This is a genomic window from Microcoleus sp. MON1_C5 (assembly GCF_036701875.1).
Taxonomy (GTDB): Bacteria; Cyanobacteriota; Cyanobacteriia; order Cyanobacteriales; family Microcoleaceae; genus Microcoleus.
In genome coordinates, this window is sequence record NZ_JAUBRN010000044.1 from 13,885 (window position 1) to 34,248 (window position 20,364).

The window sequence follows — 20,364 nt, forward strand, 5'->3', positions numbered from 1 at the left end:
CGAAAATCTAAAATCGTTCGAGTGAGCGCGACTTGACTAAGCGCTCGCCTAACCTCTTAGACCGAAGTCTAAGATCTAAAATCTAAAATTGACTGATGGGGCACTAATTTCCATCCGGGTTGGTAGGAAATGTGACGGTAAAATTAGTCCAGCCATTCCTGCTTTCAACCTCAATTTTTCCCTGCAACTGTTCGACAAGTTTTTGAACCAAAGCTAAACCCAAACCTGTACCTCCTTGTTTCCAAGGATCGGCGTTGGGAACTCGATAAAATTTCTCAAAAATTCGAGGCAATTCCTCTATGGAAATGGACGATTGATTGCTGAGTGTAAATTGGATTTCTGAAGCCACGGCACTTGCTTGTCGCGAATTTGTCCTTTGTCCTCCCTGTTCCCCGTCTCCGTTTTTGCACTCAACTTTCAGAAAAATTTCGCCGTCATTGGCAGTATATTTGCACGCATTGTTGAGGAGCTCGGCTAAAATTCGTCCCAAACTAGCGCGGTTGGAACTGATCGTGGGGAGGTGGCGATCGCACTCTACTCGCAAATCCTGGTGGCGGTCGTGGGCCCGGGTGTAAAACGGGTCGATAATAGTAGGCAGCCAGACTTCTAAGTTTACTGGTTCGAGGTCGATCGGACAAGTTGCGGCTTCGAGCCGCTGCAAATCTAGCAAAGCATTAATCAAATCTGTTTCTCTAGTACATTCTGTTTCTAAAATTTCTAGATAAATCTGGCGCCGATCTAGCGTGGGAGAAATTCTCAACATATGAATAGCCATTTTTATATTAGCTAAAGGCGTCCGCAGTTCGTGAGAAACGGTGCTGAGAAATTCATCTTTGAGGACGTTTAAATGCTGGAGTTCGTGAACTTTTTGCTGCAATTCGGCGGTGCGTTCTTGGACTTGGCGTTCCAGGTCGGTGTTGAGATTTTGGACTTGCTGATAGAGTTGGGCTTGCTGAATGGCGATCGCGATTTGAGTTGCCAGTTGCAGCAGCAAATCCACTTCCGAAGGTTGCCACTGACGGGATTGGGAACACTGATGGACACACATCATCCCCCACAAATTGCCGTCTTGCAAAATTGGTACAATCAAATAAGCTTTGATTTGCGCTTGCTGGAACCGGGCATATTTTTCGGCGCTCAAACAGGCTTGGTCGAGGTCCGGAACCGCATAAATTTCCTGTTCGATCACGGAAGCCGATTCTTGCCAAATATTATCCGGCATGATTTCTCCCAAGATTGAAGGCCAATTTTCGGCAACGGATTCTGCCACTACAATGCCGTAATTGCTGGACTCTAAATGCAGGATTGCTACTCGGTCAGCTTGCAAAACTTGGCGGACTTCATCGACGCTGGCGTTGAGAATTTCTTCGAGGTTTAAGGATTGGTGAATCCGCAAGGAAATGTGAGTTAACAACCGATCGCGCTGCAATTGTTCGTGGAGTTTTGCAGTCCGTTCCCGCACCTGCTGTTCCAGTTTGGCGTTGCGGCTTTGCAACAGTTCCACTTTTTCGGCTTGGAGCTGATAAACCGACTGCTGCAACTGTTTGACAACTCGGTACATTTCGGTGGGGTCGAGGACTCTGAGCAAGCTGGTCTGAGTAATAATTCCCAACAGTTCTCCGCGCCCCCCGCACACGACCAACCGCTGCACTTGTTGCTGCTCCATTTCTTTGTGGGCCGTCCACAGGGAATCGGAAGGTTGAAGAAATTGCAGGGGAGTTCTCATGACTTTTTGAGCTGGGGTTTGCTCGAAATTTAGTTCGAGAAACTGTGCCTGCACGATGTCGTATTCGGTAACAATTCCCAGGGGTTGGTGAAAGGAATAGTGAAAAATGGAGGTATAGTCATCTTTGGGCTTCTCCATTGTTAATTCTTTGTTTTTTGTGATGACTACGCAACTGACTTGATGCTCAGACATCAGTTCGGTTATACTCTGCAGCGAGGCGGTGTGGGGTGCTGTAATTGGCGTAGTCATCAATTCTGCTACCCGCCGCAACTTGAGAATGTTTGAAGGCTGCAATACTTGGCGAATTCTTTCCCGCGTCAGCACTCCTAACAAGTGGCCCAATTGATTGACGATCGGCAAATAGCGAATCTTGTGCTGGCGAAATAAGGATAAAGCGGTAAACACGTCTTGGTCGTCGGATTCTGTGAGGGAGACCGAAACCGGGGACATCACTTCAGAAATTGGTATTTTGTGCAGGGCTACTTTGTGCTGGGTGTCTATTTTGCCAGAAGCTATCAGCCTCACTAAGTCGGCGGGAGTTAATATGCCGATTAACAGTCCGCGCGTGGGGCTATCGGATAAGTTCCCTGTGGTAATAGTCTGCTGGTTCTGCACGACGAGCACGCACCGGGCCCGCACCTTGTCCGGCGGGGAGGTTTCGGTCATCCCCCCCCGGTCTGAGGGTACAGGTGTTTTGACTAGGGGACAACTGTTTTGCAACTGACTCATCAGGGCGATCGCCGCTGCTAAGGAAGTTTCTGGCCCGGCAGTTAGGGGGTAGCGGTCGATCGCTTGTTCTAAGGCTGAGGAGTAAAAGGGCGGGTGGTAAAACGGCATAGTTGATTGCAGGTTGTCAGAGGGCGGCTAACTATCGGGCAAAGCCTTAGGGAACGGCAGAAACACCTCGCCTGTGCTTGGGATTTAAATAATAAACTTTCTCATTGATTATTTCCACGCAATCTGAGCTTTAGATTAATGGTGCCACTAATTCGCAATCTCACCGATCTCAAATCCTTGGGCGGTTTTTACTGCCTGCTTTTCTCCTAAGACTCTCCTATAATCAAAATAACCCGAATGTAAAGTTTTACTACAAGATTTATCCATAATGACAACTTTAAGCTTAGAGCAAATTGCAGCCAAGTTAGAAAGCGAAAATTCAGCCGATCGAATGGTGGCTTTGGCCAACTTGCGGAACGTGCCTGCTGCAGAGGCGGTGCCTTTGATTAAAAAGGTGTTGAACGACGAAAGTTTGCAAGTGCGCTCGATGGCTGTGTTTGCTCTCGGGGTCAAACCGACAGCAGAGTGCTATCCTATTTTAGTCAAATTGCTAGAAACAGACCCGGATTACGGCATTCGCGCTGACGCTGCGGGTGCTTTGGGCTATCTGGAAGATATCAGAGCTTTTGACGCTTTGGTGCGGGCTTTTTACGAAGATACTCAATGGCTGGTGCGCTTCAGTGCTGCTGTTTCTCTGGGAAATCTCAAAGATCCCCGAGCTCGCGACGTGCTGCTGAAAGCTCTCGACAGCGAGCAAGTGGTGATCCAGCAGGCGGCAATTTCGGCTTTGGGGGAAATTAAGGAAATTGGGGCGATCGATCGCATCCTCAATTTTGCTCAGTCGGAAGATTGGCTGATTCGCCAGAGGCTGGCTGAAGCTTTGGGCAATTTGCCGAGTGTTAAGAGCGTTTCGGCTTTGAAATACTTAGAAAAAGATAGGAATTCTCAAGTATCTAAGGCGGCAACAATTTCTCTCGATCGCCTGTCAAAAGCAGAAGCGTGACATAAAACTTTTAGTATGTTGAAAAACCCGGTTTATTAAATAAACCGGGTTAATCCGTATTTTAGCAATCTTAATAAAATTTATAGAGTATTCAGTAAAACCAGAATGTATTATTTAAGCTGCAAGGCTAAATCGCCAGTTAAAATAGTTGTCAATCTCCTTTAACTCAAACTAACCATGAATCAAGCGCCCAATCCCTTTAACTCAAATCCCTCCAATCCCCTAGACCCCTTGGAGCAAGAAGTTGACGATCAAGGTGAAGCATTGCCGAGACAGTACCACCCGGCAACTAAAAAAACTCTGCAAAAAGTCTTTATTATCCTGGTAGTTGTCGGGGCAATTATTGGGGGAATTCTGTCTATAGGGGTGATTTCGCTGATGCAGAAGGCGGGACTGACAGATGTGCCGGCAAGGGTACAGAATCCTAAGTGAATGGGTGGGTTGAGCGTACCTGAAGCGATCGCCGAGCCTTAATTATAATATCGTTCAATATCGTGACCATGTTGCTGGCGCGAAATTAAGATGCGCTCGCTCGCCTTCCAAAGAAATCTTAATATTTTCATTATTTTTTTTGATGCACCTGTGTCTCTACAATCAAATTCGGTGCTGTAGCGGCCCGGGTCAAAAACAGTTTTAAATAAACCACACTTATTCTGAGTAAGAGAATGTTACTTATTGCCCTATTTATCGCCACGTTTTTTTTAGCATACTGCAATGGTGCTAATGATAATTTTAAAGGCGTGGCGACACTCTTTGGCAGTCAGACCACGAACTATAAAACAGCAATTGGTTGGGCCACTATCACAACTTTTGCAGGTTCAATATTTTCTATTTTTTTAGCAGAAACGCTGGTAAAAAGCTTTTCGGGAAAAGGGCTAGTTCCAGACGAGATCGCCAATGGTCAAGATTTTCATTTGGCAGTCGCGATCGCTGCGGGTTTAACCGTTATTCTTGCTACCTTAACTGGATTCCCTATTTCCACAACTCACGGTCTTACAGGTGCCCTTAGCGGTGCAGGTTTAGTAGCAATTGGTACTCAAGTTAATTTTACTGCATTGCAGAAAAATTTTCTAATGCCTTTGTTGCTGAGTCCCATGATTGCGATTCTATTAGGAGCTTTAATTTATGCGCTGTCTCGCTACCTGCGAGTTTATTTAGGAATCCAGAAAGAATGGTGTATTTGCGCTGGTCAAATTCAACAGATTATTCCGATTCCCCAGCCCGATGCAACTAACATACTTAAGCATCACAACCGCTGATGTCGCCGTCGATTCTCTAGATAAATGCACGCAAAGGTACCGGGGAAATTTCTTACAAATCCCCAGCCAAAAGTTAGTGGATGTTTGCCATTTTATGAGTGCGGGAATCGTCAGTTTTGCCAGAGGATTGAACGATACGCCGAAAATTGTTTCGCTCATGTTAGTCGGTCAATCAATATCAGTTCAGTGGGGAAGTTTAGCAGTAGCTTTGGGAATGGCGCTCGGCGGTTTATTGAATGCTAAAAAAGTTGCCGAAACAATGAGCAAAAAGCTGACAGCAATGAATACGGGTCAAGGACTGGTGGCAAACTTAGTGACTGGATTTTTAGTTATTGTTGCCAGTCGTTATGGGCTTCCAGTTTCTACAACCCATGTTTCGGTAGGTTCAATTTTTGGTGTTGGATTGATTTCAAAAAAAGCTAATGTGCGCGTTTTCTATCAGATTCTACTATCATGGATTTTGACCTTGCCAATTGCTGCGGCAATCAGCGGCTGTGCTTACGGGGTGTTGCATCGGTAAAAATTTTAATCGTTAGTCATAGAATAGAAAGAGTTCGCAGTTGATTGGGGATTGCCATCAAAGGATAACCTTACCAAATCTAACGCTAAAAACAAGAAATCGCGCCGGGAGTTTTGGAATAAAAATTTAAGGGTAATTTATGGTTAAAAATTCTACGATCGCGCCGCCTGCTGCAGATAAATGGATTGGTGCTGGCTTTCACGCTCTTTCCGACCCCCTGCGGCTTCAGATTTTGGAGTTGCTGCGGGAACAGGAGTTGTGCGTGTGCGATTTGTGCGATCGACTTTCTGTCTCTCAGCCTAAACTCTCTTTCCACCTCAAAACCCTAAAAGAAGCCGGTTTAGTCCGCAGCCGCCAAGAAGGCCGCTGGATTTACTACAGCCTCAATTTGACGCAGTTTGTCGCCCTCGAACAGTACCTCGCCGAATACCGCCGCTTCAGCCAGATCCTGCCGGCGCGCCCCTGTTCCGACGCGGTTTAACCTATCAGCATTTCTTAATCACTCAAATACTGATATGGAGTGTTTGAGGATTGACATATCAATTTTTTTTGATATGATGGCATGGAACCAATTAGTTGAGAGCGATGGATGCAATAGCTCATAGGTTAGCTTGTACTCGGCCCGATTGCAGGCGAGAGGCGATCGCCGAATTTCTAGGTACATTTATTTTGGTTTTTGCAGGCACCGGCGCGGTGATGGTTAACAAAACTAGCGCTGGTTCCGTAACTCATTTAGGCGTCAGTTTTGTATTTGGTGCAGTAGTATGTGCCATGATTTACGCGATCGGACACATCAGCGGTGCACACTTTAATCCTGCCGTAACTTTAGGGTTTTGGGCGAGCGGTTTTTTCCCAAAATATAAAGTTTTGCCTTACGTTTTAGCGCAGTGTGCGGGTGCAATCGCAGCTTCTCAACTGCTGCTAATTACTTTAGGTGAAGTAGCAAATCTCGGTGCAACTATCCCTCTTAATGGTCACTGGTTGCAGTCTCTAATTTTAGAAACTGTTTTGACCTTTATCTTAATGTTTGTTATCCTCGGCTCGGGACTAGATAGACGCGCTCACATCGGCTTTGCCGGGATAGCAATTGGGTTAACTGTAGGGTTAGAAGCTGCATTTATGGGGCCGATTACCGGAGCTAGCATGAATCCGGCACGCTCTCTCGGCCCGGCTTTAGTGGGCGGCATTTGGGAACACCACTGGGTTTACTGGGTGGCTCCTATCTGGGGAGCACAATTAGCAGTCGCAGTTTATCGGGAATTGTCTAACGGATTTCGGGATTTTAATTGAAAGTATCATGACAAGTTTTACGCACAAACCGAGAATTTTGTTTCTATACGGCTCTTTAAGAGAGCGTTCTTACAGCCGTTTGTTGGCGGAAGAATCGGCGAGAATTATTGAGGATTTCGGTGCAGAGGTTAGGTTCTTTAATCCTCTTGAATTGCCGATTTACGGCAGCGTTCCTGATACTCATCCGAAGGTTCAAGAGTTGCGCGAATTGAGCCTATGGTCGGAGGGTCAAGTGTGGTCTAGTCCAGAAATGCACGGCAATATTACCGGCATTATGAAAAATCAAATTGACTGGATTCCTTTAAGCATTGGGGCTGTCAGACCGACTCAAGGCCGAACTTTGGCGGTGATGCAAGTTAGCGGCGGTTCGCAATCTTTTAATGCTGTCAATACTTTGAGAATTTTGGGCCGGTGGATGCGGATGTTTACGATTCCGAACCAGTCTTCGGTTGCGAAAGCTTATCAGGAATTTAATGAAGATGGGACGATGAAGGATTCGCCTTATCGCGATCGCGCGATCGACGTAATGGAGGAACTGTACAAGTTTACCCTGCTGTTGCGGGAGCAAGCCGACTATTTGACCGATCGCTACAGCGAACGCAAGGAACAAGCAGCTAAAGAGGCGATCGCACTAGCAAATCGCGCCCTTGAATTACCGGGCGCTTAGAAACCCCTGGAACCCCGACAACAACCCATAACCAACAACTAACAACTCACAACCAACAAAAAGCATGAAAAAAGTAATGTTTGTTTGCAAAAGAAACTCTTGCAGATCGCAAATGGCAGAAGGATTCGCTAAAACCATCGGAGCCGGCAAGATTGGAGTCACCAGTTCCGGGTTAGAATCAAGCAGAGTTCATCCGACAGCAATTCAAGTCATGTCAGAAATCGGCATTGATATCACCGATCAAACATCTAACCCATTAAGCGAATTCAATGCAGAAGACTACGATGCAGTAATTTCTTTGTGCGGCTGCGGCGTGAATTTACCCGAAGCGTGGGTATTGCGAGAAGTGTTTGAAGATTGGCAACTCGACGACCCCGACGGACAACCCATCGAAACTTTTCACCGCGTTCGAGATGAAATTAAAGCACGAGTTGAAACATTAGTTGACTCTCTCAAGTAAGATTAAGTAGACGGGCGGGCAGGATGCCCACCCCACAAGAAAATTAACTTTTGTGGAACAGGCATCTTGCCTGTTCTTAAGAATGGTGCAAGATGTGAGTTTCAATTAACTTTGTTGCCAATCATTCAAATTAGTCGCTGTCGCATCCAAAGAATTAGTGCTAAATTATGAGAGGCGTTCCGCCGGAACGCCTCTACATTCGTTGCGAGCACAAACCAAAAGGTTAGCACATGATTCAGACAGCAGTCACGCCTTTCAAAAACAAAATTAACTCAGCTTTAACTAAAAAGCAGATTACAGTTTTACAAATTAATCTCGGCAAACGCTGCAACCTCGCTTGCACTCACTGCCACGTAGAAGCTAGCCCGAAACGAACAGAAGAACTTTCCCCGGAAATTTGCGACCAATTAATTGAAATCATTCGCCGCTTTCCTCAAATTAAAACAGTTGATCTCACCGGCGGTGCTCCCGAAATGCTTTACGGTTTTAAACCGCTAGCGGAAGCTGCCAGGGCGGCAGGTAAAGAGGTAATTGTTCGTTCTAATTTGACGATTTACTTTGAAAAAGATTTTGAAGATATTCCCGAATATTGCGCGCAGCACCAACTCAGAATTGTGGCGTCGCTTCCCTGCTACCAAGCTGACAATGTGGACAAAATGCGCGGCAACGGTGTTTTTGACAGTTCGATTCGGGCGCTGCAAAAGCTAAATCAGTTGGGATACGGAAAAAACCCAAATTTAATTCTCGATTTGGTGTACAATCCACAAGTGCCGGCTACAGACAAGTTTTCGCTAACACCGGAACAAGGCAAGTTAGAGCAAGATTACAAGATTTATTTAGCCGAACATTTTGGGATTTGTTTTAATCAATTGTTCGCGATTACTAATTTGCCGGTGGGACGGACTAAGTTTCATTTGGAACATAAGAAACTGCACAAGCCTTATCTGGGGTTTTTGGAGGAGAATTTTAACCCCGGTACTCTGGAACATTTAATGTGCCGCAACGAATTGTCTATCGACTATTTGGGCAATGTCTACGACTGCGATTTTAACCAAATGGAAAATCTGCCGGCGAAAACTGGCAGCGGGGAAAAGATAACTGTTGCTAAATTGCTGGAATCTGGGAGTTTAGAGGTGATTCAAGAGGTGCAAACTGCTGCTTATTGTTACGGCTGTACGGCAGGTTGCGGTTCTAGCTGCGGCGGTACTTTGATTTAATTTAAGGGAAAAGTTGCGCTTTATTACAGAGTATTGCAGCGCTAAAGCGCAACTGCCAAGCTTAGGGTGTATGCAATTTAGACTGGGGAGTTTAGGTAATGAATGATTCGCGATCGCCCGAGGAAAATCCGCCAACATCAAACAGGTGGAAGCTGATTTTAGGGATTGGTTTAGCTGTGGCTTTAATTGCTGCGACCAGGTTTTTTAACTTTCAAGGAATTCTGAAAAATGCCCTGGAGTCGATCGCGAGTCTCGGCCCTTGGGGCCCGGCAGCTTTTATTCTAATTTACATTGTAGCAACGGTTCTATTTATCCCTGGTTCTTTGCTGACTCTCGGTTCTGGCGTTTTGTTCGGAGTCGTTGGCGGTTCGGTTTGTGTTTCCATCGGCTCGGTTTTAGGCGCAACTTGCGCTTTTTTAACAGGAAGGTATTTAACTCGCGACTGGGTTTCCAAACAGATAGAGGGCAATCAAAAATTTAAGGCGATCGACTCCGCAGTTGCTTCTGAAGGATGGAAAATTGTGCTGCTGACGAGGCTTTCTCCCATTTTTCCGTTTAATTTGCTTAACTATGCTTTCGGAGTCACGCAGGTATCTTTAAAAGACTATTTTTTGGCATCTTGGATCGGCATGATTCCGGGAACTGTCATGTATGTTTATATCGGTTCCCTGGCCGGGAGTTTGACTGCACTTGGAGCGCAAGGGCGATCGCGCACTGCTGCTGAGTGGGCTCTCTACGGCATTGGTTTGCTAGCAACGATCGCCCTCACCGTTTATGCAACCCGCTTGGCTAAGAAAGCTTTAGACGAAAAAATTTCCCCTTGAAACCACAGCGCAAATTGGTAAAATTGTCAATAGTGTTTTTCCCATACATTATAATACATTGCTAATTTAAAAAAGTCCGTATTTTCTCTGTGTTATTTACAATTATTTTGTTATACAAACAAGATAGATATTAAAGATATCGTAAAGCACTAACCTCAAGTAGGTAAACCGAAGGTCGAAATATAAAATTGATGCCAAAATAGAAGGCGATCGTGCGCTCGGAATAAGAATTGTTTGGAGTCAGGAATGCAAGTCATACCATTTTAAATTTTAGATTTGAGATTTTAGATTCGGAATGACTGATGACTACCAGGGTCGGGAGCACCGGCCTACAGTTGCATTATTTTCTGAAAGTGGTCTCACGACTTGCCTGATATTAATTCTGCCGAATGACCAATACCGTTTGATGAATTTGATTCGGAGAGAACATTTGATGATGCAAAACCCAGCAAATCAAGCCGGATCTGTGTCTGCGGCGCCCCCACACCAAACAAAAAACCTGCGCCACTTTTGGGAAAACATCACCAATTCTGCTCAATCAAGGTGGCAGCAAGCGCACAGTCTTTGGCAGCACAGACGGCAGCGCCGCCATTTGCTGACCCTGCTAATTCTGGCCACCACGGCTTTAACCATTAGCACAACTGCTTGCATCAGCTATTTTTTTGTGCGCGGGCTAATCCTCGACAATTTAAAGCAAATAGCACTATTAAAACTAGAAAAAGGCACTGACGAAATCGACCGCTGGCTCAGCACTCGCAAAGCAGAAATAGAAACCCTTGCTTACGATCCTACGGTTAACACTCTCAATTGGAAATTAGTCGAACCCAGGTTGCAAGGAGAAATATACAGGTTAAAAGAGTATTTCATCCTGTCATTAACTCAACCGGACGGCTCGTTTATCAACACTCTAGGCAACCGCGCGAACAACAAAGACCGCCAACACTTTAAAAAAGCAATGGCAGGGCAGCTCAACGTTTCCGACCCGCTGATCGGCCGCAGTACAAAAGTTCCGACGATCATCATTTCAGCTCCTATTTGGGCCTTACCCCCCGCTCCTAATAAAGTAATTGGAACCCTATCGGGCAGCATTAAATTAGACCGAGTAACATCGGTCGCTGACAGCTTACTGTACGGTTCTGACAGTTATGCTTTTGCGCTCAATTCACAAGGAGTGCCAATTGTTCATCCCAACAGTAACTTAATCGGAAATATCGACCGGGAGACCCCAAGCTTTTTACAGTCACAAGACCCCGCACTCTCCACAATTGCGCGGCAGATGATCGACCGCCAGACGAACATCGAACTGGTAAAAATAGATAATAAATGGGTGTATGTGGCCTATGCTCCCCTCAAGGAAGTTAACTGGTCGATGGCTTTAGTAATTCCCCGCGAAAATATTGAATCCCAACTGCAAGCATTAAATTTGCTGACATCCGTAGTCGCCGGACTGCTCGTCCCGGCAATGCTAGCAGCCATTTGGCTAATTTACTCCTCCGAAAACAATCGCGCTCAAGCGGAGCGAGAAGCCATGCTCAACCGGATTGCTGGACGCATTCGCGCTTCCCTGGAATTAGACCAAATTGTGCAAAGTACAGTCGAAGAAATAGCAAGTTTGCTGCACCTAGAACGGGCGGCTTTTGGTTGGTACAAACCGCAAGAAAAAATGTTACAAATCCTCTGGGAATGTTGCCCATCTGATTCTCGGACACAAGCCATAAACTTTGAGCCTTACTTGATCGAAAATGTGTTAGTACGGAGCGCTCAAGGCGAACCAATTATTCTTTCGAGCGACACTTGGGCGGAGGGTGTAACTCAACCGCCCGACTTTAAAGCTAATAGCTATTTAGCCGTACCTGTCCATACTCAGAACCAGCCGCAGGGTTATTTAATTTGCAGCCACGTTACTCATTGGCTTTGGAGCAAGGAGGAAATCCAACTCTTAAAAGCTGTAGCCGACCAACTGGCGATCGCAATTACTCAAGCTCACCTTTACAGTCAAACCCAAGACCAAGTAAAACTTCTTAATAGTGCCTTAAATGAACTGAAAAAGACTCAAACTCATTTAGTGCAGAGCGAAAAAATGTCATCACTAGGTCAAATGGTAGCTGGGATAGCGCACGAAATCAACAACCCGGTTAACTTCATTTCGGCTAATTTACCTCACACCAGCAAATATACTAAAAATTTATTAGAATTGGTGAGTTTATACAAACAAAAGTTCCCGGAAGTCCCCCCGGAAATCGCAGACTTTACCGAAGAAATCGAGTTAGACTTTATCGAGGAAGATTTGCCGCATATATTGGATTCTATGAAAATAGGAACCGAGCGCATTCGCAACATCGTTCTTTCTTTGCGTAACTTTTCTCGCCTTGATGAATCTGACAAAAAGCAGGCGGATATTCACGAAGGTATAGAAAATACCTTGCTGTTGCTCTCCAACCGCATCAAAAATAGAATTTATATAGTCAAGAAATACGGAAAAGTGCCTTCAGTCGAGTGCTATCCGTCTCAGCTCAATCAGGTTTTTATGAACTTGCTGAGCAATGCGATCGATGCCTTGAACGAGATCGATCGCCTAGATAAAATCATTACAATTTCCACGGGAGTAGTTCGCGAAAATGGCGGTAAATTTCTGAAAGTGGCGATCGCCGACAACGGCCCCGGCATTCCCGACAGCGTTAAAGACAAAATTTATAACCCATTTTTTACTACTAAACCAGTGGGCCAAGGCACTGGTTTGGGGTTAGCAATTAGCTACAAGATTGTAGTGGATGGACACGGCGGCAGCATCAAAATTTCTCAACCTCCGGGCGGCGGGACGGAGTTTTTGGTAAAAATTCCTATTAGTAACGGGAAGTAATACCATTTTAGATTTTAGATTTTAGAATGGGTAATGACTGATGAAATAATGTTGGGAGCTTGCCTATAGTTGCATTTATTTTTGAAACAGGTATAAGAAGGAAGTGGGAAAGGAAGCCTACGGATTTTGTAACGGCGGTAACGGATACAGGGAAGAGAGAAGAGGGGCTCAACAGTTTTAATTAATGCTAAACTTACGACCGTTGGCTAAAATTAGAAGAGTTTTAGTTTTGGTTAAAGGAGTTTTATGGCTGTTGGCAAGGATACAATTTTCGAGCGCTTTTTGTCGCCCCTGATTCGACTGGCGATCGACGAACAAGCACTGAAACGACTCTACGAAGGTATCGACTGGGAAACAGCGGGCGATCGCTACCGACAACCCGACTTAGTTTATCCCGAATATTACACCAGCCAAAACTTTCACGGCATTAAACGCGGCTACCTCAACCCCGGTGCCGCCGTTTCCTACGATCCAATCACGCAATATGTTTTGCCTCCCCACGAAACAGTCGTCAGGCAAGGCTTAATTGACGCTGTGCGGGTGAAACCGCGCCGAATTATAGATTTGGGATGCGGCACCGGTTCGACAACGCTCATGCTCCAGCAAGCCTTTCCCGAAGCGGAAGTTGTCGGGCTGGATTTGTCGCCTTATATGCTGGTAGTTGCCGACATGAAAGCGCAAAAAGCCGGCTTAAATATCGAGTGGTTGCACGGAAATGCCGAAAGCGTTGCTTTTGGCGATGCCAGCTTCGATTTAGTCGCAGCTTCCTTGCTGTTTCACGAGACGCCGCCTGCTGTCTCGCGGGCAATTTTGCGAGAAAGCTTCCGCCTGCTGAAGGTTGGGGGACAAGTGGCAATTTTGGACGGAAACCAAAAAACTTTGCGGCAGACAGAGTGGCTGACTGATATCTTTGAGGAGCCTTATATTAAGTCTTACGCGGCTGGCAGCCTCGATGCTTGGGCGGGGGCGGCTGGATTCGCGGCGGTGCAAACTCACGAACACTGGTGGACGAATCAGGTGACGCAGGGCGTGAAACCTTTGCCGGGGGAAGATTTGGAACAGGTGCAGGTGGCAAGGGGGTGGAATTTGGGCGATCGAACTCCTGATTTTGATGGGGATTTACCGGGCATTCCAGCTCCTGCTTGATCTATTAACTGTTGTCTGTTAATGGTTAACTGTTAGCAAACTAATGACTAATGACTCATGACTAATGACTCTAAAAGCAGTTTTATTTGATTTTAATGGCGTAATTGTTAATGACGAGCCGATTCACGAGAAAATAATCGATCGATTGATGCTCGATGAAAATCTCCAGCTCAAACGTGGGGAGTTTCGAGAAGTTTGTTTGGGAAAAAGCGATTGCGCTTGCATTACCGCACTGCTAGAGCGCCGGGGACGATTTCTGACAGAAACATATCTTGAGCGACTGCAGCAGCGCAAGGCCCAAGCTTACAAAGCTCAAATAGATACTTTGGAGAAAGTGCCGATTTATCCGGGTTTGGCAGAATTTATTGACAAAATTCGGGTCGCCGGACTAAAAATGGCCGTAGTTAGCGGGGCAATGCGATCGGAGATAGAATTGGTGTTACATCGGGCCGGTTTGGCAGCAAACTTTGAGTTCATTGTCGCAGGCGACGACTTGACGGCGAGCAAACCAGCACCCGACGGCTATCTATTGGCTGTGGAACTTCTCAACCAGAAATATCCCGAATTTAACCTGCAACCGATCGAGTGTTTGGCGCTAGAAGATACTTTTGCGGGGATTGAAGCGGCGAAAAAAGCGGGGATTCAGGTAGCGGGTGTGACTCACACTTACCCGTTTCACATGATCCAGCGCCAAGCCAATTGGACGGTGGACTATTTTGCTGATTTAGAGTTGGACAGAGTGGCGCAAGTTTGCTCGATCGCTCCCACTGAGTCGGCTGCAGAAAAAACTTGACCTTTTTAGCAGTTACGTGCTAGTGTAGGTGACGGTCTGCGAACGTGAGAGCAAGCAAGACCTGTAAGCCTTTTAGATTCGGCAATCCCGCATCTAAAATGCTAAATTAAAACTCAATCAGGGGAATTAGCTCAGTTGGTAGAGCGCTGCGATCGCACCGCAGAGGCCAGCGGTTCGAGTCCGCTATTCTCCATATGTCGAATTAGAAATTATTTGTCGTTGTTAACACATTAATGTCCTCATAATAGACAATACCTAGCTTCAAGTTTGAGAGGAGGCGGGGAGTGCGATCGCAAACTCTGCTCCCCCTCCCAAAGATGAAATTACCTCTATTTTACCCCGATGTTTTTCCACAATCTGGTAGCAAATCGCGAGGCCAATACCAGTGCCTTTTCCTGGTGCTTTAGTTGTAAAAAATGGGTCAAATAGCTTGCTTTGGATCGCGAGTGAAATGCCAGGGCCGTTATCGCTAATTCGCACCAGAATTTGGCTACTGTCCAACTTTTGTGTCTGAATGAAAATCTGAGGATTTTTACCTTTTTTAGAGTTATGCGATGACTCTTCTAGTGCATCTATCGCATTTACTATAATATTCATAAATACTTGATTTAGCTGCGCTGGATAACACTCTATTTCGGGCAATTCTCCATAGTTTTTGACAACTTCAATTCCCTGCTTGAGGCGGCTGCTCAAAATCAATAGTGTATTGTCAATGCCTTCATGGATATCAACTAATTTCATTTGAGCTTCATCTAAACGAGAGAAGTTTCGCAAAGACAAAACTATTTGCCTGATGCGTTCTGAACCGATTTTCATAGAGTCAAGCAGTTTTAGTAAATCTTCTCTGAGAAAGTCTAGTTCTATCTCTGCGATTTCTTCTGCGATCGCCTCTGTTGGTTGCGGGTATTCCTGCTGATAGAGACTAAGTAAATTTAGCAAATTTATAATATACTCGCTAGCATATTCTAGATTGCCGTGAATAAAGTTAACAGGGTTGTTTATTTCATGGGCTACCCCTGCCACCATCTGACCTAAACTGGACATTTTTTCGGTTTGAATTAACTGGGTTTGGGTGTGTTTGAGTTCGTAAAGGGCTGCTGTAAGTTCTTCTGTTCTTTGTTCTACTCGCTCTTCCAAAGTTTGGCGAGCCTGTTCTAATTCATGGGTGTATTCTGCTACCCATTCAACTAATTGATTGATGGATTTGGCTAAGGTGCCCACTTCATCTTCTGTGGTAACAGGTACTTGCAAATCAAAATTTGCTTGTTGAGTAATAGTTTTAGCAACCCTCGTTACCGCTTGGAGAGGAAGGGCGATCGCGCGGCTGGTACAGATGGCTAGAAAAATAGCGATCGCGACTGACACTAACATACTCACTACGATGATTTGCACTCGCAATTCCTCAGCTCTATTAAAATTAATGTAAGCTTGTCCCTGCTGTGCCTTAGCTACTTGTGTCATCAAGCTCAAACTCTCTGACAGCCGCTCAAACTTCACATCGAGCTTAACTGCTTTATCCCCTCTAATTAAATCCAATACTTGCTGCTGTGCATCTTCAACTTCCTCTGGTTTTAGTGAGGAGGGAGCTATTTCTTGCCAAAAAGATTTGAGCAATTGAGAATACGAATCTGTCGCAGTTGTATAACCGTTTAACAGTTCCTTTAATTCAGAAGAATTAACTGCTAATTCTGTGGAATGTTCTTCCGTAAAAAAAGCTAGTTCTGCAATATGTTTTTTGACTACATCCACATCTTTCAAGAACTTAGCAGTTTCATATTCAAACCAGATTGAATCTCCCAAAACTGAGATTAAGCGTTTGGGATGTGACTGCACTGCTTGCACGGAATATTCTAAATCGCTGAGCAAATGTTGTTGCTCATCAGCGAAGGTTAGAGCTTGGAAAGCTTGCTTTTGGTAATAGTCTCCACAGAGCATTCCTCCTGTGGTTCCTAGTACGGCTATTCCAATTGCTAGCGAGTAGCCATAAGTAATTTTTTTTGCAATGCTTAAGCCAGAAATGAAGCGGTTAATGGCAGTCAAGGGAGTTTTTTTGATAGAATTTTTGATGTGGCGATCGCCTTCCGTATCGCCTTCTGTGACAGCGGCTTTATTTTTCCGTCTATTTAGGGTAAGATTGGGGAATTTTACCGCCTTATTTTCTCCCTGTTCAAATTTTTGCATACTAGCAACCTGAGCTAAATTTTAAGAATTTTATTAGTAAATGCACATAAATAAAGTCTCTTATTCGTAGTAGGGGCTATATTCCCTATAGTTTAGGGATTAAGGACTAAAGCTGTACTACAAATTCGGTATTAAATAAAATTTAATATTACAAGACATTACCCTGACCAATGGCTTTATAAGCTTCACGAATCATGTTATAATCACTGTCGTTTGCTGGCACCAGTTTAGCTCCTTGATACTTATCATTAGCTTTCCCAACTAAAATGGCTTCAATTATTTTGTCTTGATTTTCTACCAAGCGAGTGCGGATTTTTTCCACAAGTGTATTAGGCAGGTTGCTACTAGCAACAAACAAGTCACTAGGTAAGGGTAGCCCTGTGGCAATAATCCGAAAATCATTGGTTGATAAACCGTCTATTTTTAGCAGATCTTTGTATCTATTCAAACCAATTCCTAATGCATCAACTTGTTGTTTTTTAATAGCTTGCAAACCCTTTTTTCCCAACATTGAGATTTGGAAGTCGGATTGGGGATTTAAGCCAGCATCCATGAGAATTTTAATCGGCCCTAGATGACCGCCAGTGGCACCTACTTCCCACATACCTATTGTTTTACCTTTCAACTGTGCTAGGGACTTAATCTCGCTATTGGCAGGAACAAGAATAAGCGAGTGATAGTTGGGGCGGGTGATGGCAATGATGGGAACAGCATTTGTCCGGGCCCGCATAATCACATATTCAGATGGCCCTGTTAGAGCTAATTTTAGCTGACCCGACTGGAGAGCTACGGCTGCTTCTATATAGTTATCTACCGGGAAAAATTCAATTTTTTTCTCCAAAACTTCCCCAATAACAGTCCGAAATGCTTGATAATTTTGTTGTAAATCTTCTGCTCCCTGAATATCAGTTACGGCAAATTCAAGGGTTTCTGGTTCACTGACGGCCAAATTGGAAAAACTGCGATTAGATTGACTTACTGTTGTAGAACAGCTTGCTACAAACAATAGGGAGAACCCAACAAAAGGCCGCCTCTTCATAATTTTTAGGAATTTTAGTGGCAGTTGAAAATTTCATAACTATTATAAGCTATTTGGAATAAGCTTTGATTAAAAGAGATTATCCATTGGTTAAACTCCAGTGCGGAAAAATCTTTAAGAAAATTTTTGATCGGTGTTTGGGTTAGCAGCGTAAGGCAGCGGATATTGTAAACCTAACTGCTTAAACGCTGCCCGTGGTAAGTGACAGGAATCGCAAACGCCACAAGCAACCTCACCGTCGGTGTCATAAGACTAAGTTTTTTCCGAAGGCACTCTCCAATTATTGCCTAATTTAATGATTTCTGTCTTGTTTAGCTCAATCAGCGGTGTTGAGATAGAAATTGCTTCGCCTTCTCTTCCTTGTCTTGTCCCTAACCGCAATACTTGTTGTATGGCTTGAATATAATCGGGGCGACAGTCTCGATAGCCGGAATAGTCTAAAGCGTTGACGCAAATGCAAATGCGATCGGCGTTGAGACTTTCGGCCTAGGCGAGGGCAAAACTTAGGGAAATTGTATACGAAAATTGTATGGCGAGTGGGAACGTAGGTGATGGGGATGTTTTCGGACATTTGATCGAGGGTGCGATCGCGCCAAAAAAGCGTCTGGGTGTCCTGTAACCGTTTTCAAGGGAGCGATCGCCTCAACGGAGATGGATCGATCGGGTACAATCCCCTATCACGAGCACGCCTCCAGAGCAATTTGATTTTATAATCAACACTCTAAGCTGTTTTTTCAAAAAACTATGCTTAATTTGTTAGACGCTGCCCTAATTTTTGCCAGCTCCGTTTTTTAAGAAGCAACACAGAATTTCTGAAAAGTTTAAATAGCGACAACGAGCGTGTTAAAATCACTGCTGTACTTTTTTGCTGAAAAAAGCTGCTACAATCCCTATCTAGCAAGGACTTCAGCTCCTAGGAGCGATACGGCATTAATTTTTTAAAGCGACAAATAATTTGTTATTCGACAATCAGGGTGATTTACACAAGTGTGATCGTACTCAAAGCGCAGTGCGATCGCCACCCGTTTTGAGATACTGTACTGTAAATTGTCGAAAATTGTCTTTAAACTTTAATTTACTTAATAATAAATTTTGTATCCAAAAATACAACTCTCTTATTAAGGGAGTCTTAATATCAAGTCGCTATGTGTTATTATTCTCAATCATCTGACTCATCTATTCAAGAGTAACAAGAAAAAATGACAAAGCGATTCGATCGGCGGAAATTTATTTTATACAGTTCTGCTACCCTAACATCAAGTTTATTTCTCAAAGCTTGTAGAACTCCAACTCCAACAACAACTCCCGCCGCTTCTCCCACATCAACAGGAAATACACCAGCAGCAGCCGGGGGCGGAAACACGATCAAAGTAGGAATTTTGCATTCCTTGAGCGGCACGATGTCAATCAGCGAAAAAAGCGTTGTCGATGCCGAACAATTAGCGATAGAAGAAATTAATAAAGCTGGGGGTGTCCTCGGAAAACAAATCGAAGCAGTAATAGAAGATGGCAACTCAGACTGGCCGACTTTTGCCGAAAAAGCCAAAAAATTGATCGACCAAGATAAAGTTGTCGCCGTCTTCGGCTGCTGGACATCCGCCAGCCGCAAAGCAGTATTGCCAGTATTTGAAGAAAAAAATCATATGCTCTGGTATCCCGTACAATACGAGGGTCAAGAGTGTTCCAAGAACATTTTCTACACCGGGGCTGCGCCGAACCAGCAAATCGAACCAGCAGTTGACTGGCTGCTAGAAAATAAAGGCAAAAAATTCTTCTTAGTCGGGTCTGACTACGTTTTCCCCCGCACGGCAAATACCATTATCAAGGCACAGCTAGCAGCCAAAGGCGGCGAATTAGTTGGGGAAGATTACATTCCTTTGGGCGGGACAGAAGTCACGCCAATTATTACTAAAATTAAGGCCGCTTTGCCAGACGGGGGTGTCATTTTCAATTCCCTCAACGGCGACAGCAACGTAGCATTTTTCAAACAGTTGCAGGGTGCAGGTTTGGGGCCGGACAAATATCCGTCAATGTCTGTCAGTATTGCTGAAGAAGAAGTAAAGGCGATCGGCGTAGAATATCTTAAAGGCCATTACGCCGCCTGGAATTACTTCATGACTGTGGAATCTCCGGCTAATACAAAATTTGTGCAAGCTTTCAAAGCAAAATACGGCAACGATAGAGTGACTAACGACCCGATGGAAGCAGCCTACATCATGGTTTACCTGTGGAAGCAAGCCGTCGAAAAAGCCGGGACAGCCGACGATTTGGAAAAAGTGCGGGCAGCAGCTTTGGGTCAAACCTTTGACGCGCCAGGGGGCACAGTAACGATGGATGTTAACCATCACCTTTCTAAATTTGTGCGCTTGGGCGAAGTGAGAGAAGACGGTTTGTTTGACATCGCTTTTGCTACACCAGCAGCAGTGAAGCCGGTGCCTTGGAATCAATTTGTCGCTGAAACAAAAGGCTTTTCTTGCGATTGGTCAGACCCCGCCAAAGGTGGCAAATTCCAAGCTTGATAAGTAGGTAATACCAATTTTTTTAAGGTTGGCAAGGTATCTTTTATCTCCCTACGCTCCTTTTATTAAGGGCGGACAAGAGC

General features: G+C 44.8%; 18 protein-coding genes and 1 tRNA gene. 15 read left to right on the top strand and 4 right to left on the bottom strand.

Annotated features, from left to right (window positions below; genetic code table 11):
- Positions 1–103: 103 nt before the first annotated feature.
- A complete protein-coding gene (locus QUA71_RS20040; RefSeq protein ID WP_333287652.1) occupies positions 104–2,563 on the bottom strand; it encodes a CBS domain-containing protein in 2,460 nt (819 codons plus the stop codon).
- A gap of 268 nt (positions 2,564–2,831) precedes the next feature.
- Here QUA71_RS20040 and QUA71_RS20045 point away from each other — a divergent pair, with 268 nt between their 5' ends.
- The 14 genes from QUA71_RS20045 to QUA71_RS20110 all read left to right on the top strand — a co-directional run bounded on the left by QUA71_RS20045 (position 2,832) and on the right by QUA71_RS20110 (position 14,735).
- Complete coding sequence (locus QUA71_RS20045; protein ID WP_333287654.1) at positions 2,832–3,506, top strand: HEAT repeat domain-containing protein; 675 nt, start codon at positions 2,832–2,834, stop codon at positions 3,504–3,506.
- Positions 3,507–3,683: 177 nt separating this feature from the next.
- A complete protein-coding gene (locus QUA71_RS20050) occupies positions 3,684–3,938 on the top strand; it encodes a hypothetical protein (RefSeq protein WP_006633832.1) in 255 nt (84 codons plus the stop codon).
- Between the two features lie 233 nt (positions 3,939–4,171).
- The gene (locus QUA71_RS20055; RefSeq protein ID WP_333287656.1) at positions 4,172–4,765 is read left to right on the top strand and encodes an inorganic phosphate transporter; all 594 of its coding nucleotides are present in this window, start codon (positions 4,172–4,174) and stop codon (positions 4,763–4,765) included.
- On the top strand, positions 4,731–5,285 hold the full coding sequence (locus tag QUA71_RS20060; RefSeq protein WP_333287658.1) for an inorganic phosphate transporter: 555 nt from the start codon (positions 4,731–4,733) through the stop codon (positions 5,283–5,285). Before QUA71_RS20055 ends, QUA71_RS20060 begins: the two co-directional genes overlap by 35 nt.
- A 139-nt stretch (positions 5,286–5,424) precedes the next feature.
- Positions 5,425–5,766 (top strand): metalloregulator ArsR/SmtB family transcription factor, encoded by a 342-nt coding sequence (locus QUA71_RS20065; protein WP_333287660.1) that lies wholly within the window; start codon positions 5,425–5,427, stop codon positions 5,764–5,766.
- 104 nt (positions 5,767–5,870) lie between these two features.
- Complete coding sequence (locus QUA71_RS20070) at positions 5,871–6,575, top strand: MIP/aquaporin family protein (protein WP_333287662.1); 705 nt, start codon at positions 5,871–5,873, stop codon at positions 6,573–6,575.
- A gap of 7 nt (positions 6,576–6,582) precedes the next feature.
- Positions 6,583–7,242: an arsenical resistance protein ArsH gene (gene arsH / locus QUA71_RS20075; protein ID WP_333287664.1), complete on the top strand. Its 660-nt coding sequence runs from the start codon at positions 6,583–6,585 to the stop codon at positions 7,240–7,242.
- A 64-nt stretch (positions 7,243–7,306) separates the two neighbouring features.
- A complete protein-coding gene (gene arsC / locus QUA71_RS20080; protein ID WP_006633827.1) occupies positions 7,307–7,702 on the top strand; it encodes an arsenate reductase, glutathione/glutaredoxin type in 396 nt (131 codons plus the stop codon).
- 230 nt (positions 7,703–7,932) lie between these two features.
- Complete coding sequence (gene arsS, locus QUA71_RS20085) at positions 7,933–8,919, top strand: arsenosugar biosynthesis radical SAM (seleno)protein ArsS (RefSeq protein WP_333287666.1); 987 nt, start codon at positions 7,933–7,935, stop codon at positions 8,917–8,919.
- A 98-nt stretch (positions 8,920–9,017) separates the two neighbouring features.
- Entirely contained in the window at positions 9,018–9,743 is a 726-nt protein-coding gene (locus tag QUA71_RS20090; protein ID WP_333287668.1) for a TVP38/TMEM64 family protein, read from the top strand.
- Between the two features lie 295 nt (positions 9,744–10,038).
- Positions 10,039–12,603, top strand: coding sequence for an ATP-binding protein (locus tag QUA71_RS20095; RefSeq protein ID WP_333287670.1), 2,565 nt, complete (start codon positions 10,039–10,041; stop codon positions 12,601–12,603).
- Between the two features lie 246 nt (positions 12,604–12,849).
- Entirely contained in the window at positions 12,850–13,749 is a 900-nt protein-coding gene (locus QUA71_RS20100) for a methyltransferase domain-containing protein (protein ID WP_333287672.1), read from the top strand.
- A 64-nt stretch (positions 13,750–13,813) separates the two neighbouring features.
- Positions 13,814–14,542, top strand: coding sequence for an HAD family phosphatase (locus tag QUA71_RS20105; RefSeq protein ID WP_333287673.1), 729 nt, complete (start codon positions 13,814–13,816; stop codon positions 14,540–14,542).
- 120 nt (positions 14,543–14,662) lie between these two features.
- Positions 14,663–14,735: transfer RNA gene (locus QUA71_RS20110), tRNA-Ala, on the top strand.
- A 68-nt stretch (positions 14,736–14,803) separates the two neighbouring features.
- On the opposite strand, the gene QUA71_RS20115 is transcribed toward QUA71_RS20110, so the two are convergent.
- The 3 genes from QUA71_RS20115 to QUA71_RS29330 all read right to left on the bottom strand — a co-directional run bounded on the left by QUA71_RS20115 (position 14,804) and on the right by QUA71_RS29330 (position 18,224).
- Positions 14,804–16,723: an ATP-binding protein gene (locus QUA71_RS20115; protein ID WP_333287675.1), complete on the bottom strand. Its 1,920-nt coding sequence runs from the start codon at positions 16,721–16,723 to the stop codon at positions 14,804–14,806.
- Positions 16,724–16,871: 148 nt separating this feature from the next.
- Positions 16,872–17,672 carry a PhnD/SsuA/transferrin family substrate-binding protein gene (locus tag QUA71_RS20120; protein WP_333287677.1) on the bottom strand — a complete coding sequence of 267 codons (801 nt, stop codon included), beginning with the start codon at positions 17,670–17,672 and terminating at the stop codon, positions 16,872–16,874.
- Positions 17,673–18,014: 342 nt separating this feature from the next.
- Positions 18,015–18,224 (bottom strand): 7-cyano-7-deazaguanine synthase, encoded by a 210-nt coding sequence (locus QUA71_RS29330; RefSeq protein WP_445243807.1) that lies wholly within the window; start codon positions 18,222–18,224, stop codon positions 18,015–18,017.
- A gap of 737 nt (positions 18,225–18,961) precedes the next feature.
- On the opposite strand from QUA71_RS29330, the gene urtA reads away from it, so the two are divergent.
- On the top strand, positions 18,962–20,281 hold the full coding sequence (gene urtA, locus QUA71_RS20130) for an urea ABC transporter substrate-binding protein (RefSeq protein ID WP_333287679.1): 1,320 nt from the start codon (positions 18,962–18,964) through the stop codon (positions 20,279–20,281).
- The last annotated feature ends 83 nt before the right edge of the window (positions 20,282–20,364 follow it).

Coding starts and splice junctions, on each gene's coding strand:
- QUA71_RS20050 (WP_006633832.1), top strand. CDS start 3,684: ATGAATCAAGCGCCCAATCCCTTTAACTCAAATCCCTCCAATCCCCTA.
- QUA71_RS20105 (WP_333287673.1), top strand. CDS start 13,814: ATGACTCTAAAAGCAGTTTTATTTGATTTTAATGGCGTAATTGTTAAT.
- urtA (WP_333287679.1), top strand. CDS start 18,962: ATGACAAAGCGATTCGATCGGCGGAAATTTATTTTATACAGTTCTGCT.
- QUA71_RS20095 (WP_333287670.1), top strand. CDS start 10,039: ATGACTGATGACTACCAGGGTCGGGAGCACCGGCCTACAGTTGCATTA.
- QUA71_RS20090 (WP_333287668.1), top strand. CDS start 9,018: ATGAATGATTCGCGATCGCCCGAGGAAAATCCGCCAACATCAAACAGG.
- arsH (WP_333287664.1), top strand. CDS start 6,583: ATGACAAGTTTTACGCACAAACCGAGAATTTTGTTTCTATACGGCTCT.
- QUA71_RS20045 (WP_333287654.1), top strand. CDS start 2,832: ATGACAACTTTAAGCTTAGAGCAAATTGCAGCCAAGTTAGAAAGCGAA.
- QUA71_RS20055 (WP_333287656.1), top strand. CDS start 4,172: ATGTTACTTATTGCCCTATTTATCGCCACGTTTTTTTTAGCATACTGC.
- QUA71_RS20065 (WP_333287660.1), top strand. CDS start 5,425: ATGGTTAAAAATTCTACGATCGCGCCGCCTGCTGCAGATAAATGGATT.
- QUA71_RS20100 (WP_333287672.1), top strand. CDS start 12,850: ATGGCTGTTGGCAAGGATACAATTTTCGAGCGCTTTTTGTCGCCCCTG.
- arsC (WP_006633827.1), top strand. CDS start 7,307: ATGAAAAAAGTAATGTTTGTTTGCAAAAGAAACTCTTGCAGATCGCAA.
- arsS (WP_333287666.1), top strand. CDS start 7,933: ATGATTCAGACAGCAGTCACGCCTTTCAAAAACAAAATTAACTCAGCT.
- QUA71_RS20070 (WP_333287662.1), top strand. CDS start 5,871: ATGGATGCAATAGCTCATAGGTTAGCTTGTACTCGGCCCGATTGCAGG.
- QUA71_RS20040 (WP_333287652.1), bottom strand. CDS start 2,563: ATGCCGTTTTACCACCCGCCCTTTTACTCCTCAGCCTTAGAACAAGCG.
- QUA71_RS20115 (WP_333287675.1), bottom strand. CDS start 16,723: ATGCAAAAATTTGAACAGGGAGAAAATAAGGCGGTAAAATTCCCCAAT.
- QUA71_RS20060 (WP_333287658.1), top strand. CDS start 4,731: ATGCAACTAACATACTTAAGCATCACAACCGCTGATGTCGCCGTCGAT.